Origin of the sequence: Paraburkholderia sp. CNPSo 3076 (genome assembly GCF_026343935.1) — a bacterium.
Taxonomy (GTDB): Bacteria; Pseudomonadota; Gammaproteobacteria; order Burkholderiales; family Burkholderiaceae; genus Paraburkholderia; species Paraburkholderia nodosa.
On sequence record NZ_JAPMAL010000017.1, the window covers coordinates 59,443 to 85,274 of the forward strand.

The window sequence follows — 25,832 nt, forward strand, 5'->3', positions numbered from 1 at the left end:
TTCGGCTAGAACGACGAACCCCGCTCGCGCAAAAACGCGGCCTCTTCGTCGGTGGAAACGCGGCCCAGTTGCGCGTTGCGATGCGGGAAGCGCCCGAAGCGCTCGATGATCTTCGCGTGGCGCACCGCGTAATCGTAGTAGCCCTTCCCCTCGGGATCCTTTGCCAGCTCGCCGAACAGACGCAGCGATTCGCGCTGCGCTTCGGCGCTTTCGGCGTGTTCGAACGGCAGATACGCGAAGGAGCGGTGCTGCAGCGTGGGCAAGCGCAGATCCGCGCCGCTCGCCACCATCATGCGCGCGATGCCGAGCGCCTTGTCGTCCGCGGAGAACGCGTGCGGCGTGCCGCGATGGCAGTTGCGCGAGAACTGGTCGAGCACGATCAGAAGCGCGAGCGCGCCTTCGGGCGTCTCGCACCATGCGTCGAGTTCGCCCGCACACGCGGCGTCGAGCAGCGCGCCGAAGCGTTCGCGCAGCCTGGCGTCGAACGCGGCGTTCTTGCGGAACCACATCTTGCGCTCGCGGCCGAATTCCTCCGAGCCCGGCGCGCCGAACCAGAAGTCGAGCACCTCGCGCGCACGCGCTTCGAGATTCATTCCGCCAGTTCCAGAACGAGACGCCGCGTGCGTGCGCTCTTCTTCTCGAGCTTCGCCACCCGCAGCGCGCCGATCTCCCGTGTGTTGCGCACGTGCGTGCCGCCGCAGGGCTGCAAATCGACGTTATCGATACGCAAGAGGCGCACACGGCCCAGGCCCATCGGCGGCTTCACGCTCATCGTGCGCACGAGTTCGGGGCGTTGCGCCATTTCATCGTCGGTGATCCATTCGGTCGCCACCGCATGCGCGCCCGCAACGAGTTCGGCGAGCCGCGCCTCCACCATCTCGCGCTCGATCGGCTCGACGGTCGCGAAATCGAGGCGCGCATAGTCGGTCGTGATGCTGCAGCCGTCCACGGGGTATGGCAGCACCGCGCACATCAAATGGCTCGCCGTATGCAGGCGCATGTGCCGGTGACGGCGCGCCCAGTCGATCTCGGCGCGCACGCGCTCGCCCGCGGCGAGACGCGCGAGCAGCGCTTGCTGGCCGGGCGCGGGAACGTGGAGCGCGTCGTCGGGCGTGGCGCCTTCGAACTTCGCCTTGCGCGTGTCGGCAATCTCGATACGCGTGCCGTCGGCGAGCACCAGCGCGCCGGCGTCGCCGGCCTGGCCGCCGCCGAGCGGATAGAACACGGTCTGGTCGAGCCGCACGCCGTCCTCGCCAACGGCAAGCACGGTCGCTTCGCACTGCGTGAGATAGGCGTCCTCGCGAAAGAGCGCGCGGGTGGTCGTCATCGTGGGAGTCTCCTTGTTTTGCGTACCGCGGGCCATGCGCAGCCGGTCGCCCGCCAAAGGGCCATTATGGCCGCGACGCAAACCACCCCGCTGGACGGCCGCGATGCATGAGCGCCTGACTGTACCGGCCCACCGACCGGAACAATCGTGCCCAGTGAATCAGCCCGGATGATTGCGCATCCAGTCGGCGGTATCGAAGAACGAGTGCAGCAGGCGTTCGCGCAGCGGCTCCGGCAGGCCCACGTCTTCCATCGCCCAGGCCATGCAGCGCAGCCACTGGTCGCGCTCCGACGAGGCGATCGCGAACGGCAAATGGCGCGCGCGCAGGCGCGGATGACCGAAGCGTTCGATATAGTGGTCCGGGCCGCCAAGCCAGCCGCAGAGGAACCAGAACAGCTTGTCGCGCGAACCGTCGAGCGTTTGCGGATGCATCGCGCGGATGCCCGCGAAATCGGCCTCGAGGTCCATCAGGTCATAGAAACGGTCGACGAGTTCGCGCACGCGCGCCTCGCCGCCGACGAGTTCGAAGGCCGTGGGTTTCTGCGGCGCTTCGTCGGCTGGATCGGTCATACGGTTGAATCAGGAAAAAAGAGGGACGGCAGCACACTGCCCTAGACGAATGATTTTCGCATAGTGGCGCGTGGCGGGTGGCCGCGGGTTGCTGCACTACGCGTCGCGCAGCGACTGCAGCGCCGGGCGCGCGAGCACGTGCCGCAAGCTGATCCACCCGCCCACGCCCGCGCACACGACGCCTGCGGCGATGCCGGCCGGCAGGAGCCACGGATCGAACGGCAGATAGAAGAGAAACACGTGCGTGGCGAGCACCGAGCCCACCGCTTGCGCGCCGAGCGCCGCCATGAGCCCCGCGAGCGCACCCACGGAAATGAATTCGGCCACCTGCACCGCGCGCACCTGCTGGTGCGATGCCCCCAGCGCGCGCAGCAGCGCCGACTCGCGCATGCGCTCGTCGCGCGTGCCCGCGAGCGCCGCGTAGAGCACCAGCACGCCCGCGGCGAGCGTGAAGAGAAAGAGGAACTGCACCGCGCCGATCACCTGCTCCAGCACGCGCTCGATCTGCGCGAGAATCGGCGCGATGTCGATCGCGGTGACGTTGGGATAGCGGGCCACGAGACCGTCCACGACCTGGCGCTGCCCGGGCGGCAGGTGAAAGCTCGTGATGTACGTCGCCGGAAAATCGCGCAGCAGTCCGGGCGGCATCAGCACGAAGAAGTTGACCTTGAACGAGCCCCAATCGAGCTTGCGCACACTCGTGACGGGCGCCGTGACTTCCAGGCCTGTCACGTCGAACTTGAGCACGTCGCCGGGCTTCACGTTGATGAGCTTCGCGAGTCCCTGCTCGATCGAAAGCTGCGGCGTGCCCGAATCGCCATACCAGGTGCCCGCCTCGATGCGATTGTCGTCGGGCAGTTTCGTCGTGTACGAGAGATTGAACTCGCGATCCACGAGCCGGCGCGCGTCCTCGCTCTTGTACGAGTCGGGATTCACGGGCTTGCCGTTGATCGAGATGAGGCGCCCGCGCACCATCGGCTGGAGATCGCTGTCGGCAGCCCCGGCAATGCCATGCGAGCGCAGCCACGCGGCCACGGCGTCGCGCTGATCGGGCTGGATGTCGATAAGGAACTCGTTGGGCGCATCGGGCGGCGTGGACTTGCGCCAGCCTTCGACGAGGTCGTTGCGCGTCATCGCGATCAGCAACAGACACATGAGGCCGATGGCGAGCGCCGTGATCTGCAGCGCGCTTGCGCCCGGCCGCCGCTCGAGCGACGCCAGTGCGTAGCGCCAACCCACGCCTGCGCGCGCCTGGCCGGAGAGACGAGCGCTGCGCGCCACGCCCGCCGCGCACCAGAGCGCCACGCGCGCCACGCTGGCGAACACGAGAAGCCCGATCGCGAAACCGCCGGCGACGATGCCGCCGAGCTTGAGTTCGCCCGCCGCGATCACGAGCAGCCCCGCGAAGAGCGCAATGCCGACGCCATAGGCCGCCCACGCGGCGCGTCCTTCGTCGCCCCACTCGCGGCGCAGCACGCGCACCGGCGGCACGCGCGTGAGCGGCAAGAGCGGCGGCAGCGCGAAGCCGAGCAGCAGCACGAGCCCCGCGGCGATGCCTTCAAGCACGGGCAACGGCCCGGGCTGCGGCAGCACAACGTCGATGAGATTGCCGAGCCACGCCAGCAGGGCGAGATGACCCGCGTAGCCGAGCGCCACGCCCGCTGCGCCGCCCACGAGTCCGAGCCCCGCGAACTCCAGCACGAACAGCGTGCGCAACGTGCGTTGGCTCGCACCGAGGCAGCGCATCGCGGCGCAGGCGTCGAGGTGGCGGCGCGTGTAGCGATGCGCGGCCATGGCGATCGCCACCGCCGCGAGCAGCGCCGTCAGGAGCGACACGAGCGTGAGGAAGTGGCGCGCGCGGTCGAGCGTCTGGCGCACCTGAGGCTGGCCGTCCTGGAGCGATTCCAGCGCGACGCCGCGCATCTTGCCGCCATCCACGCGCGCACGCGACCAGGACGCGAACTGCGCGACGGCCGGATCGGCGCCCGCCACGAGCAGGCGGTAAGTCACGCGGCTGCCATAGCCGAGCAGACCGGTCGACGCGACTTCGTCGGCGCGCATCATGAGGCGCGGCGAGAAGTTCACGAACGAAAAGCCGCGGTCGAGTTCTTTCGTGATGAGCGCGTTCACGGTGAAGGTGCGCGTGCCGACCTTCACGCTGTCGCCGACATGGAGCTTGAGCGCGTCGAGCAGTTCGTCGTCCACCCAGACGGTGCCGGGCGGCGGAATGCCTTGCGCCGCGTGATCGGGCGCGCCCGGCGCCGCGGCGATGCGCAGCGCGCCGCGCAACGGATAGTCCGCCGAGACGGCCTTGACGGCGGCAAGGCGAGTCGCCGTTGCGCCCGGGGCGGCGGAAGCGCCCGCCGCTGCCGCAGCTTGTGGCGCCCCCGAACTCACCATGCTCGGGAAGATCGCCGTGGTCGCCGTGCGCAGCGAGAGCGACTGCGCCTCGCGCGCGAACATGGGATCGACGGGGTGATCGGCGCGCACGATGAAATCGGCGGCGATCATGCGCCGGGCATCGCGCTCGAGGCCGCGCTGCAGTCGGTCGGCGAGAAAACCGACGCTGGCGAGCGCCGCCACGGCCAGCACGAGCGCGAACAGCAGCATGGTGAGTTCGCCCGCGCGCCAGTCGCGCGCCGTCATGCGCGCGGCAAGATGCGCGAGATCGGACCAGCCCGGCGTAGTGCGCACGGCCACTGGCCCGCGCGGGCCGACCGGACCGCCCGGGCCACCAGCGGCACCCGGCGACTCAGCCTGCACGAACCCCGGCCCGCCTTCGCTGCGCGGAGGCTTTGCGTTGGAGGGAGAAGGCGCGCCGCCGCTCAATCGTGACGACCTCGCAACGAAAGCCGCGAAACCATGTGCGTCGCCATGCCGCGAAAACCGCCCTGCACGCCGCGCCACAGGCGCGGCAGCGCCCAGGCCGCGAGCACGAGGAACGCCACGAGCATGACGAGGAAGAGCAGCGGCACAAAGAACGCGAGCAGCACGCCCACGAAGGTCATGCCGTCCTCCGCGCTCGATGTGACGACGTTCGACACCGGCTCAGGCGACAGATTGATGAGCGCGCGCGTGCCCGCCTTGGCGAGATGCGCCGTACCCGCGAGCGTGCCGCCCGCCAGCGCGGCGACGGTCAGCAGCGCCGGATCGGCATGGCCGAGCGCGCCGGCCGCGAGCACGGCCCCGGCCGGGATGCGGATGAAGGTATGCACCGCGTCCCAGAGCGAATCGAACGCGGGGATCTTGTCGGCGAGAAATTCGAGCACCGTGAGCGCGGCGGCGATGCCGATCACCCACGGCGAAGCGAGCACGGCAAGCGTGTCGGGCAGGTGAATCAGGCCAAGACGTTGCAGGACGCCGGCCATCAGCACCGTGAGATAGAGGCGCAGGCCGCTGCCCCAGGACAGGCCCGCTGCTAGCGAAAGTGGTTCCAGCATGGCTGCCTCCTCGCGCGGCGCGGCCGGGGCGCCGGCGCTCCGCGCGGGGAAGCGGGAGAGCAGGCGCTGTGCGCACACGCTCGCCGCTCATGCGGCGCGGAGTGTTATCGGGTTATGACCGTTCCATTATAGCCACGCTCGCTGCGGTGCCGCAGCGGTGTTGCGCGGCCGCGGCATAGGGTCCGGACCGATGTAGGCGCAGCGAATGTAATCAGGCAGCCGAAGAAAGCTTGAGTCCGATGAGGCCGAGCACGATCAGCGCGGCGCTCGCCACGCGCGCGGCGCTCACTGCCTCGCCCATCATGACGATACCGAACACGAATGCGCCGACCGCGCCAATGCCCGTCCACACCGCATAGGCGGTGCCGAGCGGCAATTGACGCATGGCCATGGCGAGCAGGACGAAGCTGCCCAGCGCCGTGACCACGGTGAACACCGAGGGCCAGAGCCGCGTGAATCCTTCGGAAGATTTGAGACCGGCGGCCCACGCCACTTCGAGCAGGCCGGCGACAAGAAGAAGAAACCAGGACATGAGGAACGCTCCATTTAAAAAATGGGGCCGTCCCCGATGACGTCAAAATCCGTAAGGCCGTCCTTACAAAACTGTAATTATAGCACCAGCGCGGTGGAGGCTCGCAGTGCGGCCTTACTGCACGCCGACCAGCCGATACCCCACGCCCGTCTCCGTGATGATGTGCTCCGGCTGCGCAGGATCGCGCTCCAGTTTTTGCCGCAGATGCGCCATGTAGATGCGCAGGTAATGACTGCTCTCCACGTGCGACGGCCCCCAGACCTCGCGCAGCAGTTGCCGGTGCGTGAGCACACGCCCCGCGTCGCGCACGAGGGTGGCGAGCAGGCGGTACTCGATCGGTGTGAGATGCACGGGCGCGCCTTCGCGCGTGACCTGGCGCAGGCCCAGATCGACGTTCACGGCGCCGAAGCTCACCTGCGGCGCCTCGTTCGCCCCGCCGCGGTTGCGCCGCCGTAGCTGCGCGCGAATGCGCGCGAGCAACTCGGACACGCCGAACGGCTTCGTGAGGTAGTCGTCGGCGCCAGCGTCGAGCGCGGCCACCTTCTCGCTTTCCTGGGTGCGCGCCGACAGCACGATCACGGGCAGATCGCTCCAGCCGCGCAGTTCGCGAATCACGTCGAGGCCGTCGGTGTCGGGCAGGCCCAGATCGACGATCACGAGGTCGGGCTTGCGCGTGGCGGCCTCCACGAGGCCCTGCTTGCCGGTCTCGGCGTCGTGCACGACGATGCCCTCGCCCTCCAGCGTTGCGCGCACGAATCGGCGAATCTGTTTTTCGTCTTCGATCAGGACGACGGCGATGCTCGGGTCACTCATTTGCGGGTTTCGGATCGATGGTTTTGGGGGGGACGGCCTCCCGTGCGGCGGGCATCCGCGGAACGGCCTCCCGTGCGGCGGGCATCCGCGGGACGGCCTCCTCTGCGGCGGGCTCGAGCGGCTCGAGCGGCTCGAGCGGCTCGAGCGCTTCGCGTGCCTCTGGCGCATCGGTCACATCGGCGGGCAGCGGCGGCGGCGACTCTACGGGCAGCGCGAACCAGAACGTCGCGCCTTCCACATGGCCATCCGCGGCAACGCGATTGGACGCGCCGATTGTACCCCCGTGCGCCTCGACGATCGCCCGGCAGATGGCGAGTCCGAGCCCGATGCCGGGCTTGGCCGACTCCTTCTCGCCACGCGTGAACTTCTCGAACACGCGCTCGCCCATGCCGGGCGGCAGTCCCGGCCCGTTATCCTCGACCGAGACGCGCACGAACGGCTGGCCGCCCTCCTCCACGCGGCGCGCCGCGATGGTGAGCGGCGTGTCGGCGGGCGTGTACTTGGCCGCGTTCTCCAGCAGGTTCGAGAAGAGCCGCTCCATCAGCACGGCGTCGAGCTGGAGCAGCGGCAGGCCTTCCTCCAGCTTCACCTGCACGGGATGCCGCGCGAGCACGCGGCGGCAAGCAGCGAGCGCGGCGCCCACGGTTTCCTCGAGCAGCGTCCACTGACGATTGAGATTGAGGCTGCCCGCCTGCAGCCGCGCCATGTCGAGCAGGTTCGTGACGATGCCCGTCATGCGTAGCGCCTCGTCGTGAATCGCCTCGATCAGCTCGCCCGAGCGCGAGTCGCGCGCATCCTCGGGCTCATGCGTTTGCGCGAGCATCGACGAGAAACCGACGATCGTCGTGAGCGGCGTACGCAGGTCGTGCGAGATGGCCGAGAGCAGCGAATTGCGCAGCCGCTCCGACTCCATGTTGACGAGCGCGTCGCGCGCGATGTCCACGTAGTGCACGCGCTCGAGCGCGAGCGCGATTTGCGCGGCGAACGCGTCGAGCATGCGCTGCTGCTCGGGCACATGGAGTTCGCGCGCGTCGCGCGTCACGACGGCGAGCACGCCGCGCGTGCGCATCGGCGCCTTGAGCGGCAAGTAGCGCGCCACGGCCGCCGGCAGTGTGTCGGTGCCGTTGCCCGCGGGCTTTTGCTGGTCGTACACCCACTGGCCCACGTCGATGTCGAGGTTCCTGGCTTCGAGCATGATCTTCGGATCGGGCTCCTCGATCTTCTGCTGCACCTTGTCGACGCTATCCGGCAGGAGCAGCGCCACGCGCGCGCCGAACACCTCGCTCACGTGGCGGCTGCCGATCGCCACGATCTGCTCGGTGGTAAGCGCCGCGGCCAGCTCGCGCGCCATCGCGTACATCGCGCCGGTGCGCTGCTCGCGCCGCTGCGCGACGCTCGCCTCGCGGCGCAGGCTCGACGTGAGATGGCTGATGACGAGCGAGGTGAGCAGCATGCCGACGAAAGTCAGCAGATATTGCGTATCGGAGACCGAAAACGACATGCGCGGCGGCACGAAGAAAAAGTCGTACGCCGCGACGCTTGCAAACGAGAGCATCACGCCCGGCCCGCGCCCGAGCTTCGTCGCCGCGAAGATCACGCCGAGCAGATACAGCATGACGAGATTCGCGAGATCGATGCGGTCGATCAGCTGGTTCGCGATGAGCGTCACGCACGCGCAGATCACGAGCGCGGCCCCGTAGGCGCGCGGCGGCGAGCGCTCGGTGCCCCCGGCCGCAAGCGCATCGCGCCAGGCGTTGGCAGCTCGCGTGGCGGCACTGGCCGCAGCTCCTGGCTCGGTGCCCCCACGCACGGCTTCGCCCGCGCTCGCCCGCACGAGCGTGAGATCGACGTCGCCGGCTTTCTCGGCCAGGCGCTCGCCGAACGGGCGCTTCACCCAGCGTGACAAGCCCGTGCGCAGCGACCCGCCCGCCACGAGCTTCGACACATTGCGCAGCCGCGCGTAGCCGACCAGCGTGGTCGCGGCGTCCGCGCCTGCGAGCGTCGCCGTTTCGGCGCCGAGTTCGGAGGCGAGCTTGAGCGCGCCGAGCGTGCGCTCGCGCGTCGCATCGGGCAGACGCTGGAGCTTCGGCGTCTCCACGTACACGGCGATCCAGTCGGCCTTCAGACTCGCGGCGAGCCGCGCGGCGGCGCGCACCAGCGCGTTCGCCTCAGGCCCCGGCCCCACGCAGACGACGAGGCGCTCGCGCGCCTGCCACACATGCTGGATCGAGCGGTCGGCACGGTACTCGCGCATCTGCGCGTCCACCCGGTCGGCGGTGCGGCGCAGCGCAAGCTCGCGCAGCGCGATCAGGTTGCCCTTGCGAAAGAAGTTGCGCACCGCGCGCTCGGCCTGCGCCGGCATGTAGACCTTGCCGTCGCGCATGCGGTCGAGCAGCTCTTCGGCGGGCAGGTCGACGAGCGTGACTTCGTCCGCGCGGTCGAACACGCGGTCGGGCACGGTCTCCCAGACGCGAATGCCCGTGATCTGCCCCACCACGTCGTTGAGACTTTCGAGGTGCTGCACATTGACGGTCGTATAAACGTCGATGCCCGCGTCGAGTAGTTCGTACACATCCTGCCAGCGCTTCATGTGACGCGCGCCGGCCACGTTCGAATGCGCCAGCTCGTCGACGAGCACGAGCTGCGGCTTGCGTTCGAGCGCGGCGTCGAGATCGAACTCCTCGAGCAGCCGCCCGCGATAGGCAATGCGCTGGCGCGGCATCACTTCGAGGCCGGCGGTGAGCGCGGCGGTCTCGCTGCGCCCATGCGTCTCGACAATGCCGACCACCACGTCCACGCCCTCTTCGGCGCGGCGGCGCGCGGCCTGCAGCATTGCATAGGTCTTGCCGACGCCGGCTGACGCGCCGAAGAAAATCTTCAGCTTGCCGCGGCGGCGTTTTTCTTCGTCGCGCTGCAGCCGGTCGAGCAGTTCGTCGGGATCGGGGCGGTTCATGCGGAAATCGGGATGAATATCAGGTGGGTTGCGCCTCGCGCACGAAAGATCGTCTCACCGTGGCACGGAAATGGCAAACCGCACGCTGGACGCGCCAGGCGTCGAGCGTGCGGCGCGGCTCAGCGCTCTCGTTCAGCTCACCTCTTTGCCGTCGAGCGCGAGGTTCAACTCGAGCACGTTCACACGCGGCTCGCCAAAGAGGCCGAACTGGCGGCCCTTCGTATTGCGGTCCACGAGCGCCTGCACGTCGTTCGCGCTCATATGGCGCGCTTGCGCCACGCGCGCCACCTGGTAGGCGGCCGCGGCCGGCGAGATCTCGGGGTCGAGTCCGCTGCCCGAAGACGTCACGAGGTCGGCGGGGATGGGCTGCGAGATATCGGTACCCGCGGCCTTGAGGGCGGCGATGCGGCCTTTAACCTCGTCGGCGAGCGCCGGGTTGGTCGGCCCGAGGTTCGAGGCGCTCGAGCTCGTCGCGTTGTACGGCATCGGCGAGGTGGCCGAGAGACGGCCCCAGAAGTACTGGGGCGCGTCGAACTGCTGGCCGATGAGCGCGCTGCCCACCACCTTGCCGTCGACTTCGACCAGACTGCCGTTGGCCTGGCGGTGGAACGCGGCCTGGCCGAACGCGGTCATCACGGCCGGATACACGAGGCCGGTGATGACCGTTAGCACGGCGAAGATCACGATCAGAGGACGAAACTGCGATTTCATTTTGGCTTCCTATGTATCTATCCGTGTGTGTCTGTCTGCGCGGCTCAGACCCAGCCCAACGCGGCGAGCACCATGTCGATCAGCTTGATGCACGGGAACGGCAGGAGAATGCCGCCGAGGCCGTAGACCAGCAGGTTGCGGCGCAGCAGCGTCGCGGCGCCGAGCGGCCGGTACTTCACGCCCTTGAGCGCGAGCGGAATCAGCATCACGATGATGAGCGCATTGAAGATCACCGCCGAGAGGATCGCCGACGAGGGCGACGTCAGATGCATGACGTCGAGCACGCGCAGTTGCGGATACGTCGAAGCGAACGCCGCCGGAATGATCGCGAAGTACTTCGCGACGTCGTTGGCGATCGAGAACGTCGTGAGCGAGCCGCGCGTCATGAGCATCTGCTTGCCGATCTCGACGATCTCGATGAGCTTGGTCGGGTTCGAGTCGAGGTCGACCATGTTGCCCGCTTCCTTCGCGGCCTGGGTGCCCGTGTTCATCGCCACGGCCACGTCGGCCTGCGCGAGCGCCGGCGCGTCGTTGGTACCGTCGCCCGTCATCGCCACGAGCTTGCCTTGCGCCTGGTGCTCCCGGATCGTCGCGAGCTTGGTTTCGGGCGTGGCCTGCGCGAGAAAGTCGTCCACGCCGGCTTCGGCGGCGATCGCGGCGGCGGTCAGGCGGTTGTCGCCCGTCACCATCACGGTCTTGATGCCCATCTTGCGCAGCTCGGCGAAACGCTCCTTGATACCGCCCTTCACGACGTCCTTCAGCTCGATCACGCCGAGCACGCGCGCGGTGCCGCCATGCATTTCGGCAACCACGAGCGGCGTGCTGCCGCGGCGGGCCACATCGTCCACGGCGTTGTCGACTTCGGCGGGGAAACGGCCGCCATGGGTTTCGACGTAATGCTTGACCGCGTCGGCGGCGCCCTTGCGAATCTCGCGGCCGGGCATGTCCACACCGCTCATGCGCGTTTGGGCGCTGAAGGCGAGGAACACGGCGTGCAGCGAGTTCATGTCGCGCTGGCGAATGTTGAAACGCTGCTTTGCGAGCACGACGATGCTGCGGCCTTCCGGCGTTTCGTCGGCGAGCGACGAGAGCTGCGCGGCGTCCGCGAGCACTTCTTCGGTCACGCCAGGCGCAGGCACGAACATCGACGCCTGACGGTTGCCGAGCGTGATCGTGCCGGTCTTGTCGAGCAGCAGCACGTCCACGTCGCCGGCGGCTTCCACCGCGCGGCCCGAAGTCGCGATCACGTTGGCCTGCATCATGCGGCTCATGCCGGCTACGCCAATCGCCGAAAGCAGACCGCCGATGGTCGTCGGAATCAGGCAGACGAGCAGCGCCACGAGCGCCGTGATTGTGACCACGTGGCCCATCTTCGCGGCTTCGACCGAGAACATCGAGAACGGCAGCAGTGTCGCCGTGGCAAGCAGCAGCACGATGCTCAGCGCGACGAGCAGGATCGTGAGCGCGATTTCATTGGGCGTTTTCTGGCGCTTCGCGCCTTCGACCATCGCGATCATGCGGTCGAGGAACGCTTCGCCCGGGTTCGCCGTGACGCGCACGACGATCCAGTCGGAAAGCACGCGCGTGCCGCCCGTCACCGAGGAAAAGTCTCCGCCCGACTCGCGGATCACCGGCGCGGATTCGCCCGTGATAGCCGATTCGTCAACCGATGCCACGCCTTCGATCACTTCGCCGTCGGCCGGAATCGTGTCGCCGGTCTCAACGAGCACCACGTCGCCGCGGCGCAGATCGGACGCCGTCATGATGCGGATCGGCGCCTTCGGATGCGGCTCGTTGAGCTTCTTGGCCATGACGTCTTTCTTGGCCTGGCGAAGCGATGCCGCCTGCGCCTTCGAGCGCCCTTCGGCGAGCGCTTCCGCGAAGTTCGCGAACAGCACTGTGAACCACAGCCAGAGCGCGACTGCGAGGATGAACCCCGCGGGCGCTTCGGCCTGCCCCACGAGCGCCGCGATCCAGAGGATCGTCGTGAGCACGCTGCCCACGTAGACGCAGAACATCACCGGGTTGCGCAACTGCGTGCGCGGATTGAGTTTTCTGAACGAGTCCACGATGGCCGGACGCACCAGCGCCGGATCGAACATGGACCGAGTTGCACTATGCTGATTCATTTTCGTTTCGCTCATGTTGCGAAGGCCCCGGTTCAATGCACGCCCATCATGATCAGATGCTCAACGCCGGGACCGAGCGCGAGCGCGGGCACATAGGTGAGCGCACCGACCAGCAGCACCGTGCCGAGCAGCAGCACGACAAAGAGCGGGCCATGCGTGGGCAGCGTGCCGCCCGTCACTGCAATGCGCTTCTTGCTCGCGAGCGAACCCGCGATGGCGAGCACCGGCACGATGGTCCCGAAGCGGCCGAACCACATGGCAATGGCGAGCAGCCAGTTATAGAACGGCGTGTTCACGGTAAGGCCGGCGAACGCGCTGCCGTTGTTGTTGGCGGCCGAGCTGAACGCGTACAGGATCTCGGAGAAGCCATGCGCGCCCGGATTGGCGATACCTGCCTTGCCCGCGTCGGCGAGCACTGCGATCGAGGTGCCGAGCAGCACGAGCAGCGGCGTGAGCAGCACGACGATCGAGACCATCTTCATCTCGAACGACTCGATCTTCTTGCCGACATATTCCGGCGTGCGGCCGATCATGAGCCCCGCCACGAACACCGCGAGCAGCGCGAACACGAGCATGCCGTAGAGACCCGAACCGACACCGCCGAAGATCACCTCGCCGAGCTGGATGAAGAGCATCGGAACGAGACCGCCAAGCGGCGTGAGCGAGTCGTGCGCCGCGTTCACGGCGCCGCACGAAGCCGCCGTGGTAGCGACCACGAAGATGCCCGTTTGTGCGATGCCAAAGCGCGTTTCCTTGCCTTCCATGTTGCCACCGGCCTGCAGCGCGCTTGCGTGCTGGTCGACGTTGAGCGTCGTGAACATCGGATTGCCCGACTGCTCGGCGGATAGCACGCCGCCCACGGCCATGGCGAACGCAACCGTCATCACCGCGAGCACCGCGACGCCTTGCCTGCGGTCGCCCACCACGTTGCCGAACACGAGACACAGTGCGGCTGGAATGATCAGGATCGACAACATTTCGATGACGTTCGAGACCGGCGTGGGGTTCTCGTACGGATGCGCCGAGTTCGCATTGAAGAAGCCGCCGCCGTTGGTGCCGAGCATCTTGATCGCGACCTGCGAGGCGACCGGGCCCATGGCAAGCGTTTGCGACGTGACCTTCGTGTCCACCGTCTCGGGATTACCCTTCGCGTCCTTCACCGGGTTGCCCTGGGCATCGACCTTCGGCGCCGCATAGGTCGTGGTTTGCAGCACCGGCACGTCCTGATACGCCTTGAAGTTCTGAATCATGCCCTGGCTCATCAGGAGCGCAGCGATGATCGCCGACATCGGCACGAGGATGTAGAACGTCGTGCGCGTGAGGTCGACCCAGAAGTTGCCGATGGTCTGCACCGAGTGGCGCGCAAAGCCGCGAATCAGAGCGATCACGACCACGATGCCCGTCGCCGCCGAAAGGAAGTTCTGCACAGTGAGGCCGAGCATCTGCGTGAGATAGCTCACCGTTTGCTCGGGCGTGTAGTCCTGCCAGTTGGTGTTGGTGACGAAGCTCACGGCCGTGTTGAACGCGCCGTCGACGGTCATCGCGCCGAACTGCTGCGGGTTGCCAGGCAGCCAGCCCTGAATACGCAGCAGCACATAGAGAAAGCCCACGCCGAGCACGTTGAACGAGATGGTGGCGAGCGCATAGCGCTTCCAGTTCATCTCGGCCTGCGGATCGACGCCGGCGATGCGATAGAGGAAGTTTTCGAGCGGCGCAAAGAGCCGCACGACGCGCGAGCGCCCGTCGAGCACGCGCGTCATGTAGCCCGATACGGGCACCGCGAGCGCGAGCAGGATGACGAGGAAAAGCCCCGCCTGGAGCAGCGTGTTGGTGTTCATTCGATATCCTCCGCGCGCAGGAGCGCATGGACGAGATAAACGAACAGCAACAGCGTTGCCGCCCCCGATAGCCAGAAGATCCAGGTCATGGGCGCCCCCCCTTCGCACCTTGATCGCGGCGGTACTGCATCAGCTTCTCGCAGCCCGCGATCAACGCGTATGTGAGCGCGGCGAAAACCACCAGCCCCCCGATATACAGCACATCCATTGTCGTGTTCTCCATTCGCGGATGACGGATGGCTGAAAGTTACCCGCTGCGGCATTAAATCCGGATCAAAGGTTTTGGCGCTTGTATAAAAAACGCGTAAACGCGGGCGCAATCACGGGCCGGGCCGCAAAGAAAAAAGGCGCGCAACGGTGGCGTTGCGCGCCTTTTGGGTCTCCATGACGGAGTCACGGAACGTAAAGGTCGAATCAATGCGCCAGCGCCGATGGCATGCCCCGTGCGGCGCGGCAGTGCATCAATTGTTATGTCACGGGATCAGCACGGTCGAACCGGTGGTCTTGCGCGCTTCGAGATCGGCATGAGCCTGCCCGACGTCCTCGAGCGCGTAGCGCTGGTTGATCGACGTCTTGACCTCGCCCGAAGACACCACGTCGAACAACTCGGCGGCCATCGCCTCGTAGTCGGCGCGCTTCGCCATATACGTGAAGAGCGTCGGACGCGTGAAAAAGAGCGAGCCGCGCCCGGCGAACTCCGACGAATCGATCGCCGGCAGCGGCCCCGAAGCATTGCCGAAGCTCACGAACATGCCGAGCGGCGCAAGACAGTCGAGCGATTTCGTGTAAGTGTCCTTGCCGATCGAGTCGTACACCACGGGCACGCCCGCACCGTTCGTGATCTCGCGCACGCGTGCCGTGAAGTCCTCGCGCGTGTAGACGATCGGATGATCGCAGCCGTGCGCCTTTGCAATCGCGGCCTTCTCGTCCGAGCCCACGGTGCCGATCACGGTCGCCCCTAGCGCCTTCGCCCACTGGCACACGAGCAGGCCCACGCCGCCTGCCGCCGCCTGAATGAGGATGGTGTCGCCGGCCTTCACGCGATACGTGCGGCGCAGCAGGTATTGCGCGGTGAGGCCCTGCAGCATGATCGAAGCGGCCGCTTCGTCGCTGATCGCGTCGGGCAGCTTGATCACCTGGTCGGCGCGCAGCACGCGCTCCTGCGCATAGGCACCCGGCGGACGCGCGACGTAAGCCACACGGTCGCCCAATTTCAGCGCGCTCACGCCACGGCCCACCGCCGTCACCTCGCCGGCCGCTTCCATGCCGAGCCCGGCGGGCAGCGCCTGCGGATAGAGTCCCGTGCGGAAATACACGTCGATGTAGTTGAGGCCGCACGCGGTCTGGCGCAAGCGCACCTCGCCCTCGCCCGGCTCGCCCACGTCGACATCCACCCACTTCATCACTTCGGGGCCACCGGCCTTGTCGTATCGGATTGCCTTGGTCATCACGTCTCCTTGGTGTTGTCCTGGCTGGTTTCCTGAAATCGGGCTACGCGGCGCGCGCGTCAGACCGCGTTTTTCTGGCGCAGCGTGAGCACGTCGAGCAGCATGCGCGCCGTCGAGATGTTCGTCGCGCACGGCACGTCATGCACATCGCATGCGCGCACGAGCGCGTTGATGTCGGGTTCGTGAGGCTGCGGAGTCATCGGGTCGCGCAGGAAGATCACGATATCGACGTTGCCTTCCGCGAGCCGCGCGCCGATCTGCAGGTCGCCGCCGTGCGGGCCCGAGAGCATGCGCTCGACGTTCAGACCCGTCGCGGCCTCGATGCGCGAGCCGGTCGTGCCGGTCGCGATGATCTCGCATTGGCGCAGCGCATCGACGTATTCGCTCGCCAGCTTGACGATGTCTTCCTTCTTGTGGTCGTGCGCGATCAGTGCGACGCGGGTTGGCATGGCGTAAGTCTCCTTGACGTAGGGTTTGCGTGCGGAATAGTCGTGATGCGTGTCGTGAGGCGGCGCCAGCGGCGCCGCGGCTGCCCAGCGCTGAGTCGGATATCAGTAGGTGCCCGGATAAGCCCCGCCGTCGATCAGCCAGTTCTGCCCGGTGATATAGCCCGCGTGCACGCTGCTAAGGAACGCGCAGGCGCGGCCGAATTCCTCGGGCGTACCGAAACGTCCGGCCGGAATCGTCTTCATGCGGCGCGCGCGCGCTTCTTCTTCCGAAATCTGGCTCGCCTTCGCCTGCGCGACGATGGTGGCCTGGATGCGGTCGGTGTCGAACGCGCCCGGCAGCAGGTTGTTGATCGTGACGCCCGTAGCCGCGACCTGGCGCGCGACCCCCGCGACGAAGCCCGTAAGGCCCGAGCGCGCGCCGTTCGAGAGGCCGAGCACGTCGATCGGCGCCTTCACCGAGGAGCTGGTGATGTTGACGATGCGCCCGAAGCCACGCGCGATCATGGCGTCGATGGTGGACTGGATCAGCGCGATCGGCGTAAGCATGTTCGCTTCGAGCGCCGCGATCCACGCCTCGTGGGTGTACTTGCGGAAGTCGCCCGGCGGCGGCCCGCCCGCGTTGTTCACCAGAATGTCCGGCGACGGGCAGGCCGCTAGCGCGGCGGCGCGGCCCGCTTCGGTCGTGATGTCGCAGGCCACCGCCTTGACGTCCACGCCCGTGCTCCTGCGGATCTGCGCAGCGGTTTCCTCCAGCGTCTGCGCGGTGCGCGCGACGATCGTCACGTTGACGCCTTCGGCGGCGAGCGCCTCGGCGCAGCCGCGCCCGAGTCCCTTGCTGGCCGCGCACACCAGCGCGTTGCGTCCTGCGATGCCCATGTCCATCGTTTTCGTGTCCTTTTTGCGTGGATGACCGTCCTGTGGCAAGGCGGACACGGCCAGGCCCTGCGCCGCACCGCCCTGCGACCTTTTTGGGATTCTAGAAGAATCGGGCGCGGCGCGTGGAAGGCCGATGGCGCGAGGCCCGGCAACCGGTCCGCGAAGTGGTGTCGCAACGCGCCATGCGCGCGCCGGTGCGCGCGTGCTTACCGTATACTTGCGCCTGTAGCGCGGCCCGGCGCCCTCGCAAGCCTTGAGCGCTTGCCGCGCGCGGCGGGCCGTGTTCGCCGCAACCGCGCAACCCGGGCGTGCGCTTCGGGTTCGCGCGGCAGCGGCACGACCGATTCTCCGATTCCCTTGCAGCCTTGTGCGCCCCGCCATGAAACAGGACAGCCGTTTCCCGAATCTCTTCATCCTCGATCACCCGCTGATCCAGCACAAGCTCACGCATATGCGCGACAAGGACACGTCCACGCGCACGTTCCGCGAGCTGCTGCGCGAGATCACACTGCTGATGGGCTATGAAATCACGCGCGACCTGCCGGTCGCGTCGCGCCGCGTGCAGACACCGCTCGTCGAAATCGACGCGCCTGTGATCGCGGGCAAGAAGCTCGCCATCGTGCCGGTGCTGCGCGCGGGCGTGGGCATGTCCGACGGCCTGCTCGAGCTGGTGCCCTCCGCGCGCGTTGGCCATATCGGCGTGTATCGTGCCGACGACCATCGCCCAGTCGAATATCTCGTGCGCCTGCCCGACCTCGAGGACCGCACCTTCATCCTGTGCGATCCGATGGTCGCGACGGGCTACTCGGCGGCGCACGCCATCGACGTGCTCAAGCTCCGCGGCGTGCCCGGCGAGCGCATCCTGTTCCTCGCGCTGGTGGCCGCGCCCGAAGGCGTGGACGTGTTCCAGAAGGCGCACCCGGACGTGAAGCTCTACGTGGCTTCGCTGGATTCGCATCTGAACGAGCACGCCTACATCATTCCGGGCCTGGGCGACGCCGGCGACCGGCTCTTCGGCACGAAGAACTAACAGCTGCGCCGCGGTTGTTCAGGGGCGGCAGGGGGAAACTGGCCGCCCTCGCCCCCTTCCCCGCCTTGCGCGGACACACCCGATCCCGCCCCCTTAGCACCCCCTGCGGGCGGCGTAACCGGCCATCGTCCGGCGTTGCGTTACGTAGGCAGGCGAAGCCGGTCGGTCCCGGCGTGATAAAATTCAGATCCACCTGAACGGGCGCTGCGTGCCGTCCTGCCGGCACGTGGTGCTACGCGGGCGTGACGCGCGCGGCACGCGCAAAAATCACGCGCGCCGCGCGAACGACGCGTGAAGGCCGCGCCCGGGAACATCGCAACGACAACAGCACATTGCACACTGCACGCGCATGGCGCGTGAGACGGAGAAAGGTATGGCGGGTCATTCGAAATGGGCCAACATCAAGCACAAGAAGGCTGCTGCTGACGCGAAGCGCGGCAAGGTCTGGACGCGGCTCATCAAGGAAATCCAGGTCGCGGCGCGCATGGGCGGCGGCGACATCGACTCGAACCCGCGCCTGCGTCTGGCTGTGGACAAGGCGTACGACGCCAACATGCCCAAGGACAACATCAACCGCGCCATCCAGCGCGGTGTGGGCGGCGTGGACGGCGCGAACTACGAGGAAATCCGCTACGAAGGCTACGGCATCGGCGGCGCGGCCGTCATCGTCGACACGATGACCGACAACCGCACCCGCACGGTCGCGGAAGTGCGCCACGCGTTCTCGAAGTTCGGCGGCAACATGGGCACGGACGGCTCGGTCGCGTTCATGTTCGATCACGTCGGCCAGTTCGTGTTCGCGCCGGGCACGCCCGAAGACGAACTCATGAACGCCGCGCTCGAAGCGGGCGCCGACGACGTCGTGACGAACGACGACGGCTCGATCGAAGTGGTCTGCCCGCCGTTCGACTTCACGAAGGTCAAGACCGCGCTCGAAGCCGCGGGCTTCAAGGCCGAAATGGCCGAAGTCACCATGAAGCCGCAGAACGAGGTCGAATTCACGGGCGACGACGCCGTGAAGATGCAAAAGCTGCTCGACGCTCTCGAAAACCTGGACGATGTCCAGGACGTGTACACCAACGCGTCGATTGCCGAGGAATAAGGCGTCGGCCCGGGAGGCCGCGTCGAGGTCTGTTTTGGCCCCGCCTCCTGCTTGCGATTTTCACGGCCGGCGCACTGTGCGCCGGCCGCAACTGTTTCTGGTCTTGGTCTTTCGGGGATTCTCATGAAGTTACTCGTCGTCGGTTCTGGCGGCCGCGAACATGCGCTGGCGTGGAAGCTCGCGCAGGCGCCGCGCGTGCAGCTCGTCTACGTCGCACCCGGTAACGGCGGCACCGCGCAGGACGAGCGGCTCGCCAACGTCGACATCACGGACATCCACGAGCTGGCCGATTTCGCCGAGCGCGAAGGCGTCGCCCTCACGGTGGTCGGCCCGGAAGCGCCGCTCGCGGCCGGCATCGTCAACGTGTTCCGCCAGCGCGGCCTGAAGGTGTTCGGCCCGTCGAAGGAAGCCGCGCAGCTCGAAAGCTCGAAGGACTTCGCCAAGGCGTTCATGAAGCGCCACAACATTCCGACCGCGGCCTACGAGACCTTCTCGGACGCCACGGCGGCGCACGCCTACGTCGAGAAGAACGGCGCGCCCATCGTCATCAAGGCCGACGGCCTCGCAGCCGGCAAGGGCGTGGTCGTGGCGATGTCGCTGGAAGAAGCGCATCAGGCCATCGACATGATGCTCGCCGACAACAAGCTCGGCGACGCCGGCGCGCGCGTGGTGATCGAGGAATTCCTCGCAGGCGAGGAAGCGAGCTTCATCGTCATGGTGGACGGCAAGCACGTGCTCGCGCTCGCTTCGAGCCAGGACCACAAGCGCCTGCAGGACGGCGACCAGGGCCCGAACACGGGCGGCATGGGTGCCTACTCGCCCGCGCCCATCGTCACGCCGCAACTGCACGCACGCGTGATGCGCGAAATCATCCTGCCGACCGTGGCGGGCATGGAGAAGGAAGGCATCCGCTACACGGGCTTCCTCTACGCCGGTCTGATGATCGACGCGCAGGGCAACCCGAAGACGCTCGAATTCAACTGCCGCATGGGCGACCCCGAAACGCAGCCGATCATGGCACGCCTGAAGGGTGACTTCTCGAAGGTCGTGGAGCACGCCATTGCCGGCACGCTCAACCAGGTCGAGCTCGAATGGGACCGCCGCACGGCGCTTGGCGTCGTGCTCGCGGCGCACAACTATCCGGACACGCCGCGCAAGGGCGACCGCATCAGTGACATTCCTGCGGAGACCGCCGATTCGGTGACGTTCCACGCGGGCACGCAGAGGGTGGACGGCAAGCTCGTGACCTCGGGCGGCCGCGTGCTGTGCGTGGTGGGTCTCGCCGATTCGGTGCGCAGCGCGCAGAGCGTGGCGTACGAGACCGTGAACCGGATCTCGTTCGACGGCATGCAGTATCGCAACGACATCGGCTATCGCGCCGCGGGGCGCAAGCAGTAAGCGCAGCGCCTGGTTGGGGCCGCCTGCTTCGATGCGGCCCCAAACGAAGCGGGCGGCTATGCGACCCCCGCCTGGCTACGTGCCGTGGCCGCTACGCAACGGCGCTCTCGCGGCGTTTTTGTCTGGCCGCCTGCGCGCCGAAACGCCATCCACCGCGCAGCAGCCCGAAACGCGCGCGACAGGCAGCCCGCGCGGCCGCCGTTGGCGCCGGGGGTCGCACCAATCGGCGCTACACTGCCGCTGTCAGGCCGCCCCGGGCGGTCTATCCGAATAACCCAACGAATAACGCGACGAATAACCGATTCCAGTGCCCGCGCGCTGCCGTCCCCATTTCATCGATGACCGACACCCCTAACAGCGCCTACCCCGACAGCGCCGCCGTCCGCGCCTGGCTGGCCGGCCTGCAGACGCAGATCGCCGACACGCTCGGCGCCTTCGACGGCAAGCCGTTCGCCACCGACAACTGGCAACGCGGGCCTGGGGAGAAGCTGCGCGGCGGCGGTTGCACGCGCATCATCGAAGGCGGCGAGTTCTTCGAGCGCGGGGGCATCGGCTTTTCCGACGTTTCCGGCGACGCCTTGCCGCCCTCGGCAACGGCGGCGCGCCCCGAACTCAACGGCCGCGGCTTCGAGGCGATGGGCGTCTCGCTCGTGCTGCATCCGCGCAATCCGTATTGCCCGACCGTGCATATGAACGTGCGCATGCTGCTCGCCACCAAGGCGGGCGAGGCGCCGGTGTTCTGGTTCGGCGGCGGCATGGATCTCACGCCCTATTACGGCTTCGAGGAAGACGCGCAGCACTTTCACGGCGTGTGCCGCGACGCGCTCGCGCCCTATGGCGCGGACCTGTACCCGCGCTTCAAGCGCTGGTGCGACGAGTATTTTTTCCTGAAGCACCGCAACGAAGCGCGCGGCGTGGGCGGCATTTTCTTCGACGATTACGCCGCCGGCGGCTTCGACGAGGCGTTCGCCATGCTCAGGAGCGTGGGCGACGGTTTCCTGAAGGCGTATCTGCCGATCATCGAAAAGCGCCGCGCAACGCCCTATGGCGAAGCCGAACGCGAATTCCAGGCGTACCGGCGCGGCCGCTACGTCGAATTCAATCTGGTCTGCGACCGCGGCACGCATTTCGGCCTGCAAAGCGGCGGCCGCACGGAATCGATCCTCATGTCGATGCCGCCGGGCGCGACCTGGCGCTACGACTGGCAGCCGCAGCCGGGCACGCCGGAAGCGCGCCTCTACAGCGACTTCCTGCCCGTGCGCGACTGGGTCTGACGCCGTGACGCAAGCTTTCACCGTCCCGCCCACCGCGCTCGACCGGCGCGTCGGGCTGCTCGGCGGCACCTTCGATCCGATCCACGAGGGCCACCTCGCGCTCGCGCGCCATTTTGCGCGTGTGCTGGGCCTCAACGAGCTGATCCTGCTGCCCGCCGGGCAACCGTGGCAGAAGCCGGGCGTGACCGCGGCGCAGCATCGGCTCGCCATGACGCGCGCCGCGGCGGCCTCGCTCGCGCTGCCGGGCGTGACGGTGACGGTGGACGCCGACGAGATCGAGCACCACGGTCCGACCTACACGGTCGACACGCTGCGCCGCTGGCGCGCGAGGCGCGACGTCAACGGCGAGAGCAACGCAAAAGCGGCGCTCACGCTGTTAATGGGTGCCGATCAACTGCTGCACCTCGATTCGTGGCACGAATGGCGCGAGCTTTTCGCGCTCGCGCATCTGGGCGTGGCGAGCCGCCCGGGCTTCGATTTTTCCGCACTGCCGCCTGAGGTCGCGCGCGAAGCCGCCGCGCGCCGTGCAGGCGCCGGCGCGCTTGCGACCACGCCGCACGGGCACCTGCTGGTCGACGACACGCTCGCGCTCGACGTTTCGGCGACCGAAATCCGGCGCGACCTGCCGGCCTGCGTGGCACGCGGGCAACGTCGCGGCACCGCCGCCGACAAGCTTCCCGCGGCCGTGTGGGACTATATCCTTCAACATCATCTCTATCTGCATCACGGGTAACTATGGACATCCGCAAACTTCAACGCGCCATCGTCGACGGTCTCGAAGACGTCAAGGCACAAGACATCCGCGTCTTCAACACGAGCCATCTGACCGAGCTGTTCGACCGCGTGGTCGTTGCGAGCGGCACCTCGAACCGCCAGACCAAGGCGCTCGCCAACAGCGTGCGCGAGAAGGTCAAGGAAGCGGGCGGCGACATTATCAGCACGGAAGGTGAGGACATCGGCGAATGGGTGCTCGTGGATTGCGGCGACGCGGTCGTCCACATCCTCCAGCCCGCGCTGCGCCAGTACTACAACCTCGAGGAAATCTGGGGCGACAAGCCGGTGCGCGTGAAGCTCACGGCCAATACGGGCTTCGTGGGTGCGCGCCCGAGCGAGCCGATGGACGACGAGGACGAAGACGAAGAAGCCGCGCCGGCCGTCAAGAAGCCCGCGCGCAAGAGCGCTGCGCGTAAAACCGCGAAGTAAGCGCAGCGCGTTCGCGAACGACAATCGACCCGCACGATGAAACTGCATATCGTCGCCGTCGGCCACAAGATGCCGGACTGGATCGCCGAGGGCTTCGAGGAATATACGAAGCGCATGCCGCCGGAGCTGCGCATCGAGCTGCGCGAGGTGAAGCCCGAGCAGCGTTCGTCGGGCCGGTCCGCCGAAAGCGTCATGGCGGCCGAGCGCACGCGCATCGAAGCCGCGCTGCCGAAGAACGCGCGCATTGTCGCGCTCGACGAACGCGGCCGCGACTGGACCACGATGCAGCTCGCCAAGGCGCTGCCGCTGTGGCAGCAGGACGGCCGCGACGTGGCGTTCCTGATCGGTGGCGCAGACGGCCTCGACCCCGAACTCAAGTCGCGCGCCGACACGCTCTTGCGCCTGTCCTCCCTCACGCTGCCGCATGCGATGGTGCGCGTGCTGCTCGCCGAGCAGCTTTACCGCGCGTGGACCATCACGCAGAATCACCCCTATCATCGCGTGTGATGCAGGTTTAAAGCGCGCCCGCGCCGCTTTTCGTCGTGCGCCGGCGCCCCGCTTGCGCCCCCGCTTGAGCCCGGAATGGCAGGCGCGCACGTCAACCCGAAGTCCGTAACGACAAAGACGCTCCGATGCCCACCAACGCGCCCTATCCGTTCGTCTATCTCGCCTCGCAGAGCCCGCGCCGCCAGGAGCTGCTGCAACAGCTCGGCGTGCGCTTCGAGCTGCTGCTGCCGCGCCCCGACGAAGACGCCGAAGCGCTCGAAACCGCGCTGCCCGGCGAGCAAGCCGCCGTCTATGTCGAGCGCGTGTGCGCCGCGAAAGCCGACGCCGCCCGCGCGCGCCTCGTCGCGGGTGCGCACCAGCACGCGCCGATTCTCACCGCCGACACCACAGTCTCCATCGACGGCCATATTCTCGGCAAGCCGCACGATGCAGCCGAAGCCTATGCGATGCTCGAGCGCCTCGCCGGACGCGAGCACGAAGTGCTCACCGCGGTGGCCGTCGTCAATGCCGAAGGGGTTTGTCTGCCCGTCACGGTCTCGCGTTCGCACGTGCGTTTTGCCCCTGCGATGCCCGCCGCGATCGCGCGTTACGTGGCGAGCGGCGAGCCGTTCGGCAAGGCCGGCGCATACGGCATACAGGGCCGGGCGGCGGAATTCGTCGAGCGAATCGACGGGTCCTATTCGGGTATCATGGGTTTGCCACTATTCGAAACGGCCGCCCTCCTGCGCGCCGCGGGCATCGACTTCTAGAACAAACCATGAACGAAGAAATCCTGATCAACGTCACGCCCCAGGAGACGCGCGTCGCATTGGTCCAGCAAGGCGCAGTACAGGAGCTTCACGTCGAGCGCACGCTGTCACGCGGGCGCGTCGGCAACGTCTATCTCGGCAAGGTCGTGCGCGTGCTGCCGGGCATGCAGTCCGCGTTCATCGACATCGGTCTCGAGCGCGCCGCGTTCCTGCATGTGGCCGATATCTGGCATCCGCGCATTGCCGGCGAAGCGCATGCGCCCGTGCATCATCAGCCCATCGAAAAAACCGTGTTCGAAGGGCAATCGCTCATGGTGCAGGTCGTGAAGGATCCGATCGGCACGAAGGGCGCCCGGCTTTCCACGCAGGTGAGCATTGCGGGCCGCACGCTGGTCTATTTGCCGCAGGAACCGCACATCGGCATCTCGCAGAAGATCGAGAGCGAGGCCGAGCGCGAAGCGGTGCGCGCGCGCCTCACGGCCGTGCTGCCCGCCGACGAAAAAGGCGGCTATATCGTGCGCACGATCGCCGAAGACGCCACGAGCGAAGAGCTTGCCGCGGACGTCGCGTATCTGCGCAAAACGTGGGCGACGATACTCGCTCAGGCGCAGCGCGTGCCCGCCACGAGCCTGCTGTATCAAGACCTGAATCTCTCGCAGCGCGTGCTGCGCGACTTCGTGAACGACGAGACCTCGCGCATTCAGGTCGATTCGCGCGAAACGTTCCAGAAGCTCACCGAGTTCGCCACCGAATTCACGCCCGCCGTGCTGCCGAAGCTGCATCACTACTCGGGCGAGCGGCCGCTGTTCGATCTCTACAACATCGAGGCCGAAATCCAGCGCGCGCTCTCGCGTCGCGTGGACCTCAAGTCGGGCGGCTACCTCGTGATCGACCAGACCGAGGCGATGACGACCATCGACGTGAACACGGGGGGCTACGTCGGCGCGCGCAACTTCGACGACACGATCTTCAAGACCAATCTCGAAGCGGCGCATACGATCGCGCGGCAATTGCGTCTGCGCAATCTGGGCGGCGTGATCATCATCGATTTCATCGACATGGAGAACGTCGAGCATCGCGACCAGGTGCTCGGGGAGCTGAAGAAGGCGCTTTCGCGCGACCGCACGCGCGTGACCGTGAATGGCTTCTCGCAGCTGGGGCTCGTGGAAATGACGCGCAAGCGCACGCGCGAATCGCTCGCGCACGTGCTGTGCGAGCCTTGCCCGATTTGCCTCGGCAAGGGCCAGGTGAAGACCGCGCGCACCGTTTGCTACGACGTGCTGCGTGAAATTCTGCGCGAGTCGCGGCAGTTCAATCCGCGCGAGTTTCGCGTGGTCGCATCACAGCAGGTCATCGACCTCTTTCTCGAGGAAGAGTCGCAGCATCTCGCCATGTTGATCGACTTCATCGGCAAGCCGGTTTCGCTGCAGGTGGAGTCGAATTTGAGTCAGGAACAGTACGACATCGTGCTCATGTAGCGCGA

25 protein-coding genes are annotated in these 25,832 nt (G+C 67.2%); 9 read left to right on the forward strand and 16 right to left on the reverse strand.

Annotated features, from left to right (window positions below; translation table 11 throughout):
• Positions 1-5: 5 nt before the first annotated feature.
• From M3A49_RS20650 to M3A49_RS20725, 16 genes are all read right to left on the reverse strand, one after another.
• Positions 6-593 (reverse strand): DUF924 family protein, encoded by a 588-nt coding sequence (locus tag M3A49_RS20650; protein ID WP_266230593.1) that lies wholly within the window; start codon positions 591-593, stop codon positions 6-8.
• Positions 590-1,327 (reverse strand): alanyl-tRNA editing protein, encoded by a 738-nt coding sequence (locus tag M3A49_RS20655; protein WP_266230595.1) that lies wholly within the window; start codon positions 1,325-1,327, stop codon positions 590-592. The genes M3A49_RS20650 and M3A49_RS20655 overlap by 4 nt, the downstream gene beginning before the upstream one ends.
• 159 nt (positions 1,328-1,486) lie before the next feature.
• The gene (locus M3A49_RS20660) at positions 1,487-1,897 is read right to left on the reverse strand and encodes a group II truncated hemoglobin (RefSeq protein WP_158757369.1); all 411 of its coding nucleotides are present in this window, start codon (positions 1,895-1,897) and stop codon (positions 1,487-1,489) included.
• Positions 1,898-1,993: 96 nt separating this feature from the next.
• The gene (locus M3A49_RS20665; RefSeq protein ID WP_266230700.1) at positions 1,994-4,543 is read right to left on the reverse strand and encodes an ABC transporter permease; all 2,550 of its coding nucleotides are present in this window, start codon (positions 4,541-4,543) and stop codon (positions 1,994-1,996) included.
• A 179-nt stretch (positions 4,544-4,722) separates the two neighbouring features.
• A complete protein-coding gene (locus M3A49_RS20670) occupies positions 4,723-5,337 on the reverse strand; it encodes a DUF4126 domain-containing protein (protein WP_042272294.1) in 615 nt (204 codons plus the stop codon).
• Between the two features lie 211 nt (positions 5,338-5,548).
• Entirely contained in the window at positions 5,549-5,869 is a 321-nt protein-coding gene (gene sugE, locus M3A49_RS20675) for a quaternary ammonium compound efflux SMR transporter SugE (RefSeq protein ID WP_028205705.1), read from the reverse strand.
• A gap of 114 nt (positions 5,870-5,983) precedes the next feature.
• Entirely contained in the window at positions 5,984-6,682 is a 699-nt protein-coding gene (kdpE, locus tag M3A49_RS20680; RefSeq protein ID WP_028205706.1) for a two-component system response regulator KdpE, read from the reverse strand.
• A complete protein-coding gene (locus M3A49_RS20685) occupies positions 6,675-9,635 on the reverse strand; it encodes a sensor histidine kinase (RefSeq protein WP_266230603.1) in 2,961 nt (986 codons plus the stop codon). The genes kdpE and M3A49_RS20685 overlap by 8 nt, the downstream gene beginning before the upstream one ends.
• Before the next feature lie 132 nt (positions 9,636-9,767).
• On the reverse strand, positions 9,768-10,346 hold the full coding sequence (gene kdpC, locus M3A49_RS20690) for a potassium-transporting ATPase subunit KdpC (RefSeq protein WP_266230605.1): 579 nt from the start codon (positions 10,344-10,346) through the stop codon (positions 9,768-9,770).
• A gap of 44 nt (positions 10,347-10,390) precedes the next feature.
• Positions 10,391-12,475, reverse strand: coding sequence for a potassium-transporting ATPase subunit KdpB (kdpB, locus tag M3A49_RS20695; protein WP_266230607.1), 2,085 nt, complete (start codon positions 12,473-12,475; stop codon positions 10,391-10,393).
• Positions 12,476-12,507: 32 nt separating this feature from the next.
• Positions 12,508-14,313 (reverse strand): potassium-transporting ATPase subunit KdpA, encoded by a 1,806-nt coding sequence (kdpA, locus tag M3A49_RS20700; RefSeq protein ID WP_266230609.1) that lies wholly within the window; start codon positions 14,311-14,313, stop codon positions 12,508-12,510.
• On the reverse strand, positions 14,310-14,402 hold the full coding sequence (kdpF, locus tag M3A49_RS20705; protein WP_027819619.1) for a K(+)-transporting ATPase subunit F: 93 nt from the start codon (positions 14,400-14,402) through the stop codon (positions 14,310-14,312). Before kdpF ends, kdpA begins: the two co-directional genes overlap by 4 nt.
• Positions 14,399-14,521: a potassium ABC transporter ATPase gene (locus tag M3A49_RS20710; RefSeq protein WP_266230611.1), complete on the reverse strand. Its 123-nt coding sequence runs from the start codon at positions 14,519-14,521 to the stop codon at positions 14,399-14,401. The genes kdpF and M3A49_RS20710 overlap by 4 nt, the downstream gene beginning before the upstream one ends.
• Positions 14,522-14,786: 265 nt before the next feature.
• Entirely contained in the window at positions 14,787-15,761 is a 975-nt protein-coding gene (locus tag M3A49_RS20715) for a quinone oxidoreductase family protein (protein WP_266230612.1), read from the reverse strand.
• Positions 15,762-15,820: 59 nt separating this feature from the next.
• Complete coding sequence (locus tag M3A49_RS20720) at positions 15,821-16,210, reverse strand: methylglyoxal synthase (RefSeq protein ID WP_028205712.1); 390 nt, start codon at positions 16,208-16,210, stop codon at positions 15,821-15,823.
• 102 nt (positions 16,211-16,312) lie between these two features.
• Positions 16,313-17,092, reverse strand: coding sequence for an SDR family oxidoreductase (locus M3A49_RS20725; protein ID WP_266230613.1), 780 nt, complete (start codon positions 17,090-17,092; stop codon positions 16,313-16,315).
• Positions 17,093-17,465: 373 nt separating this feature from the next.
• Here M3A49_RS20725 and upp point away from each other — a divergent pair, with 373 nt between their 5' ends.
• From upp to rng, 9 genes are all read left to right on the forward strand, one after another.
• Positions 17,466-18,116, forward strand: a complete 651-nt coding sequence (gene upp, locus M3A49_RS20730; RefSeq protein ID WP_254336501.1) for a uracil phosphoribosyltransferase — start codon at positions 17,466-17,468, stop codon at positions 18,114-18,116.
• 373 nt (positions 18,117-18,489) lie between these two features.
• Positions 18,490-19,218, forward strand: a complete 729-nt coding sequence (locus M3A49_RS20735) for a YebC/PmpR family DNA-binding transcriptional regulator (RefSeq protein ID WP_028205715.1) — start codon at positions 18,490-18,492, stop codon at positions 19,216-19,218.
• Positions 19,219-19,341: 123 nt separating this feature from the next.
• Positions 19,342-20,616 (forward strand): phosphoribosylamine--glycine ligase, encoded by a 1,275-nt coding sequence (purD, locus tag M3A49_RS20740; protein WP_266230617.1) that lies wholly within the window; start codon positions 19,342-19,344, stop codon positions 20,614-20,616.
• A gap of 338 nt (positions 20,617-20,954) precedes the next feature.
• Positions 20,955-21,890, forward strand: a complete 936-nt coding sequence (hemF, locus tag M3A49_RS20745; protein WP_266230619.1) for an oxygen-dependent coproporphyrinogen oxidase — start codon at positions 20,955-20,957, stop codon at positions 21,888-21,890.
• 4 nt (positions 21,891-21,894) lie between these two features.
• A complete protein-coding gene (locus tag M3A49_RS20750) occupies positions 21,895-22,623 on the forward strand; it encodes a nicotinate-nucleotide adenylyltransferase (RefSeq protein ID WP_266230620.1) in 729 nt (242 codons plus the stop codon).
• Positions 22,624-22,625: 2 nt separating this feature from the next.
• Positions 22,626-23,093 carry a ribosome silencing factor gene (gene rsfS / locus M3A49_RS20755; protein WP_254355834.1) on the forward strand — a complete coding sequence of 156 codons (468 nt, stop codon included), beginning with the start codon at positions 22,626-22,628 and terminating at the stop codon, positions 23,091-23,093.
• Positions 23,094-23,129: 36 nt separating this feature from the next.
• Entirely contained in the window at positions 23,130-23,600 is a 471-nt protein-coding gene (gene rlmH, locus M3A49_RS20760) for a 23S rRNA (pseudouridine(1915)-N(3))-methyltransferase RlmH (protein WP_254355833.1), read from the forward strand.
• Between the two features lie 125 nt (positions 23,601-23,725).
• On the forward strand, positions 23,726-24,349 hold the full coding sequence (locus tag M3A49_RS20765) for a Maf family protein (protein ID WP_254355832.1): 624 nt from the start codon (positions 23,726-23,728) through the stop codon (positions 24,347-24,349).
• 8 nt (positions 24,350-24,357) lie between these two features.
• The gene (rng, locus tag M3A49_RS20770) at positions 24,358-25,827 is read left to right on the forward strand and encodes a ribonuclease G (protein WP_028205722.1); all 1,470 of its coding nucleotides are present in this window, start codon (positions 24,358-24,360) and stop codon (positions 25,825-25,827) included.
• The last annotated feature ends 5 nt before the right edge of the window (positions 25,828-25,832 follow it).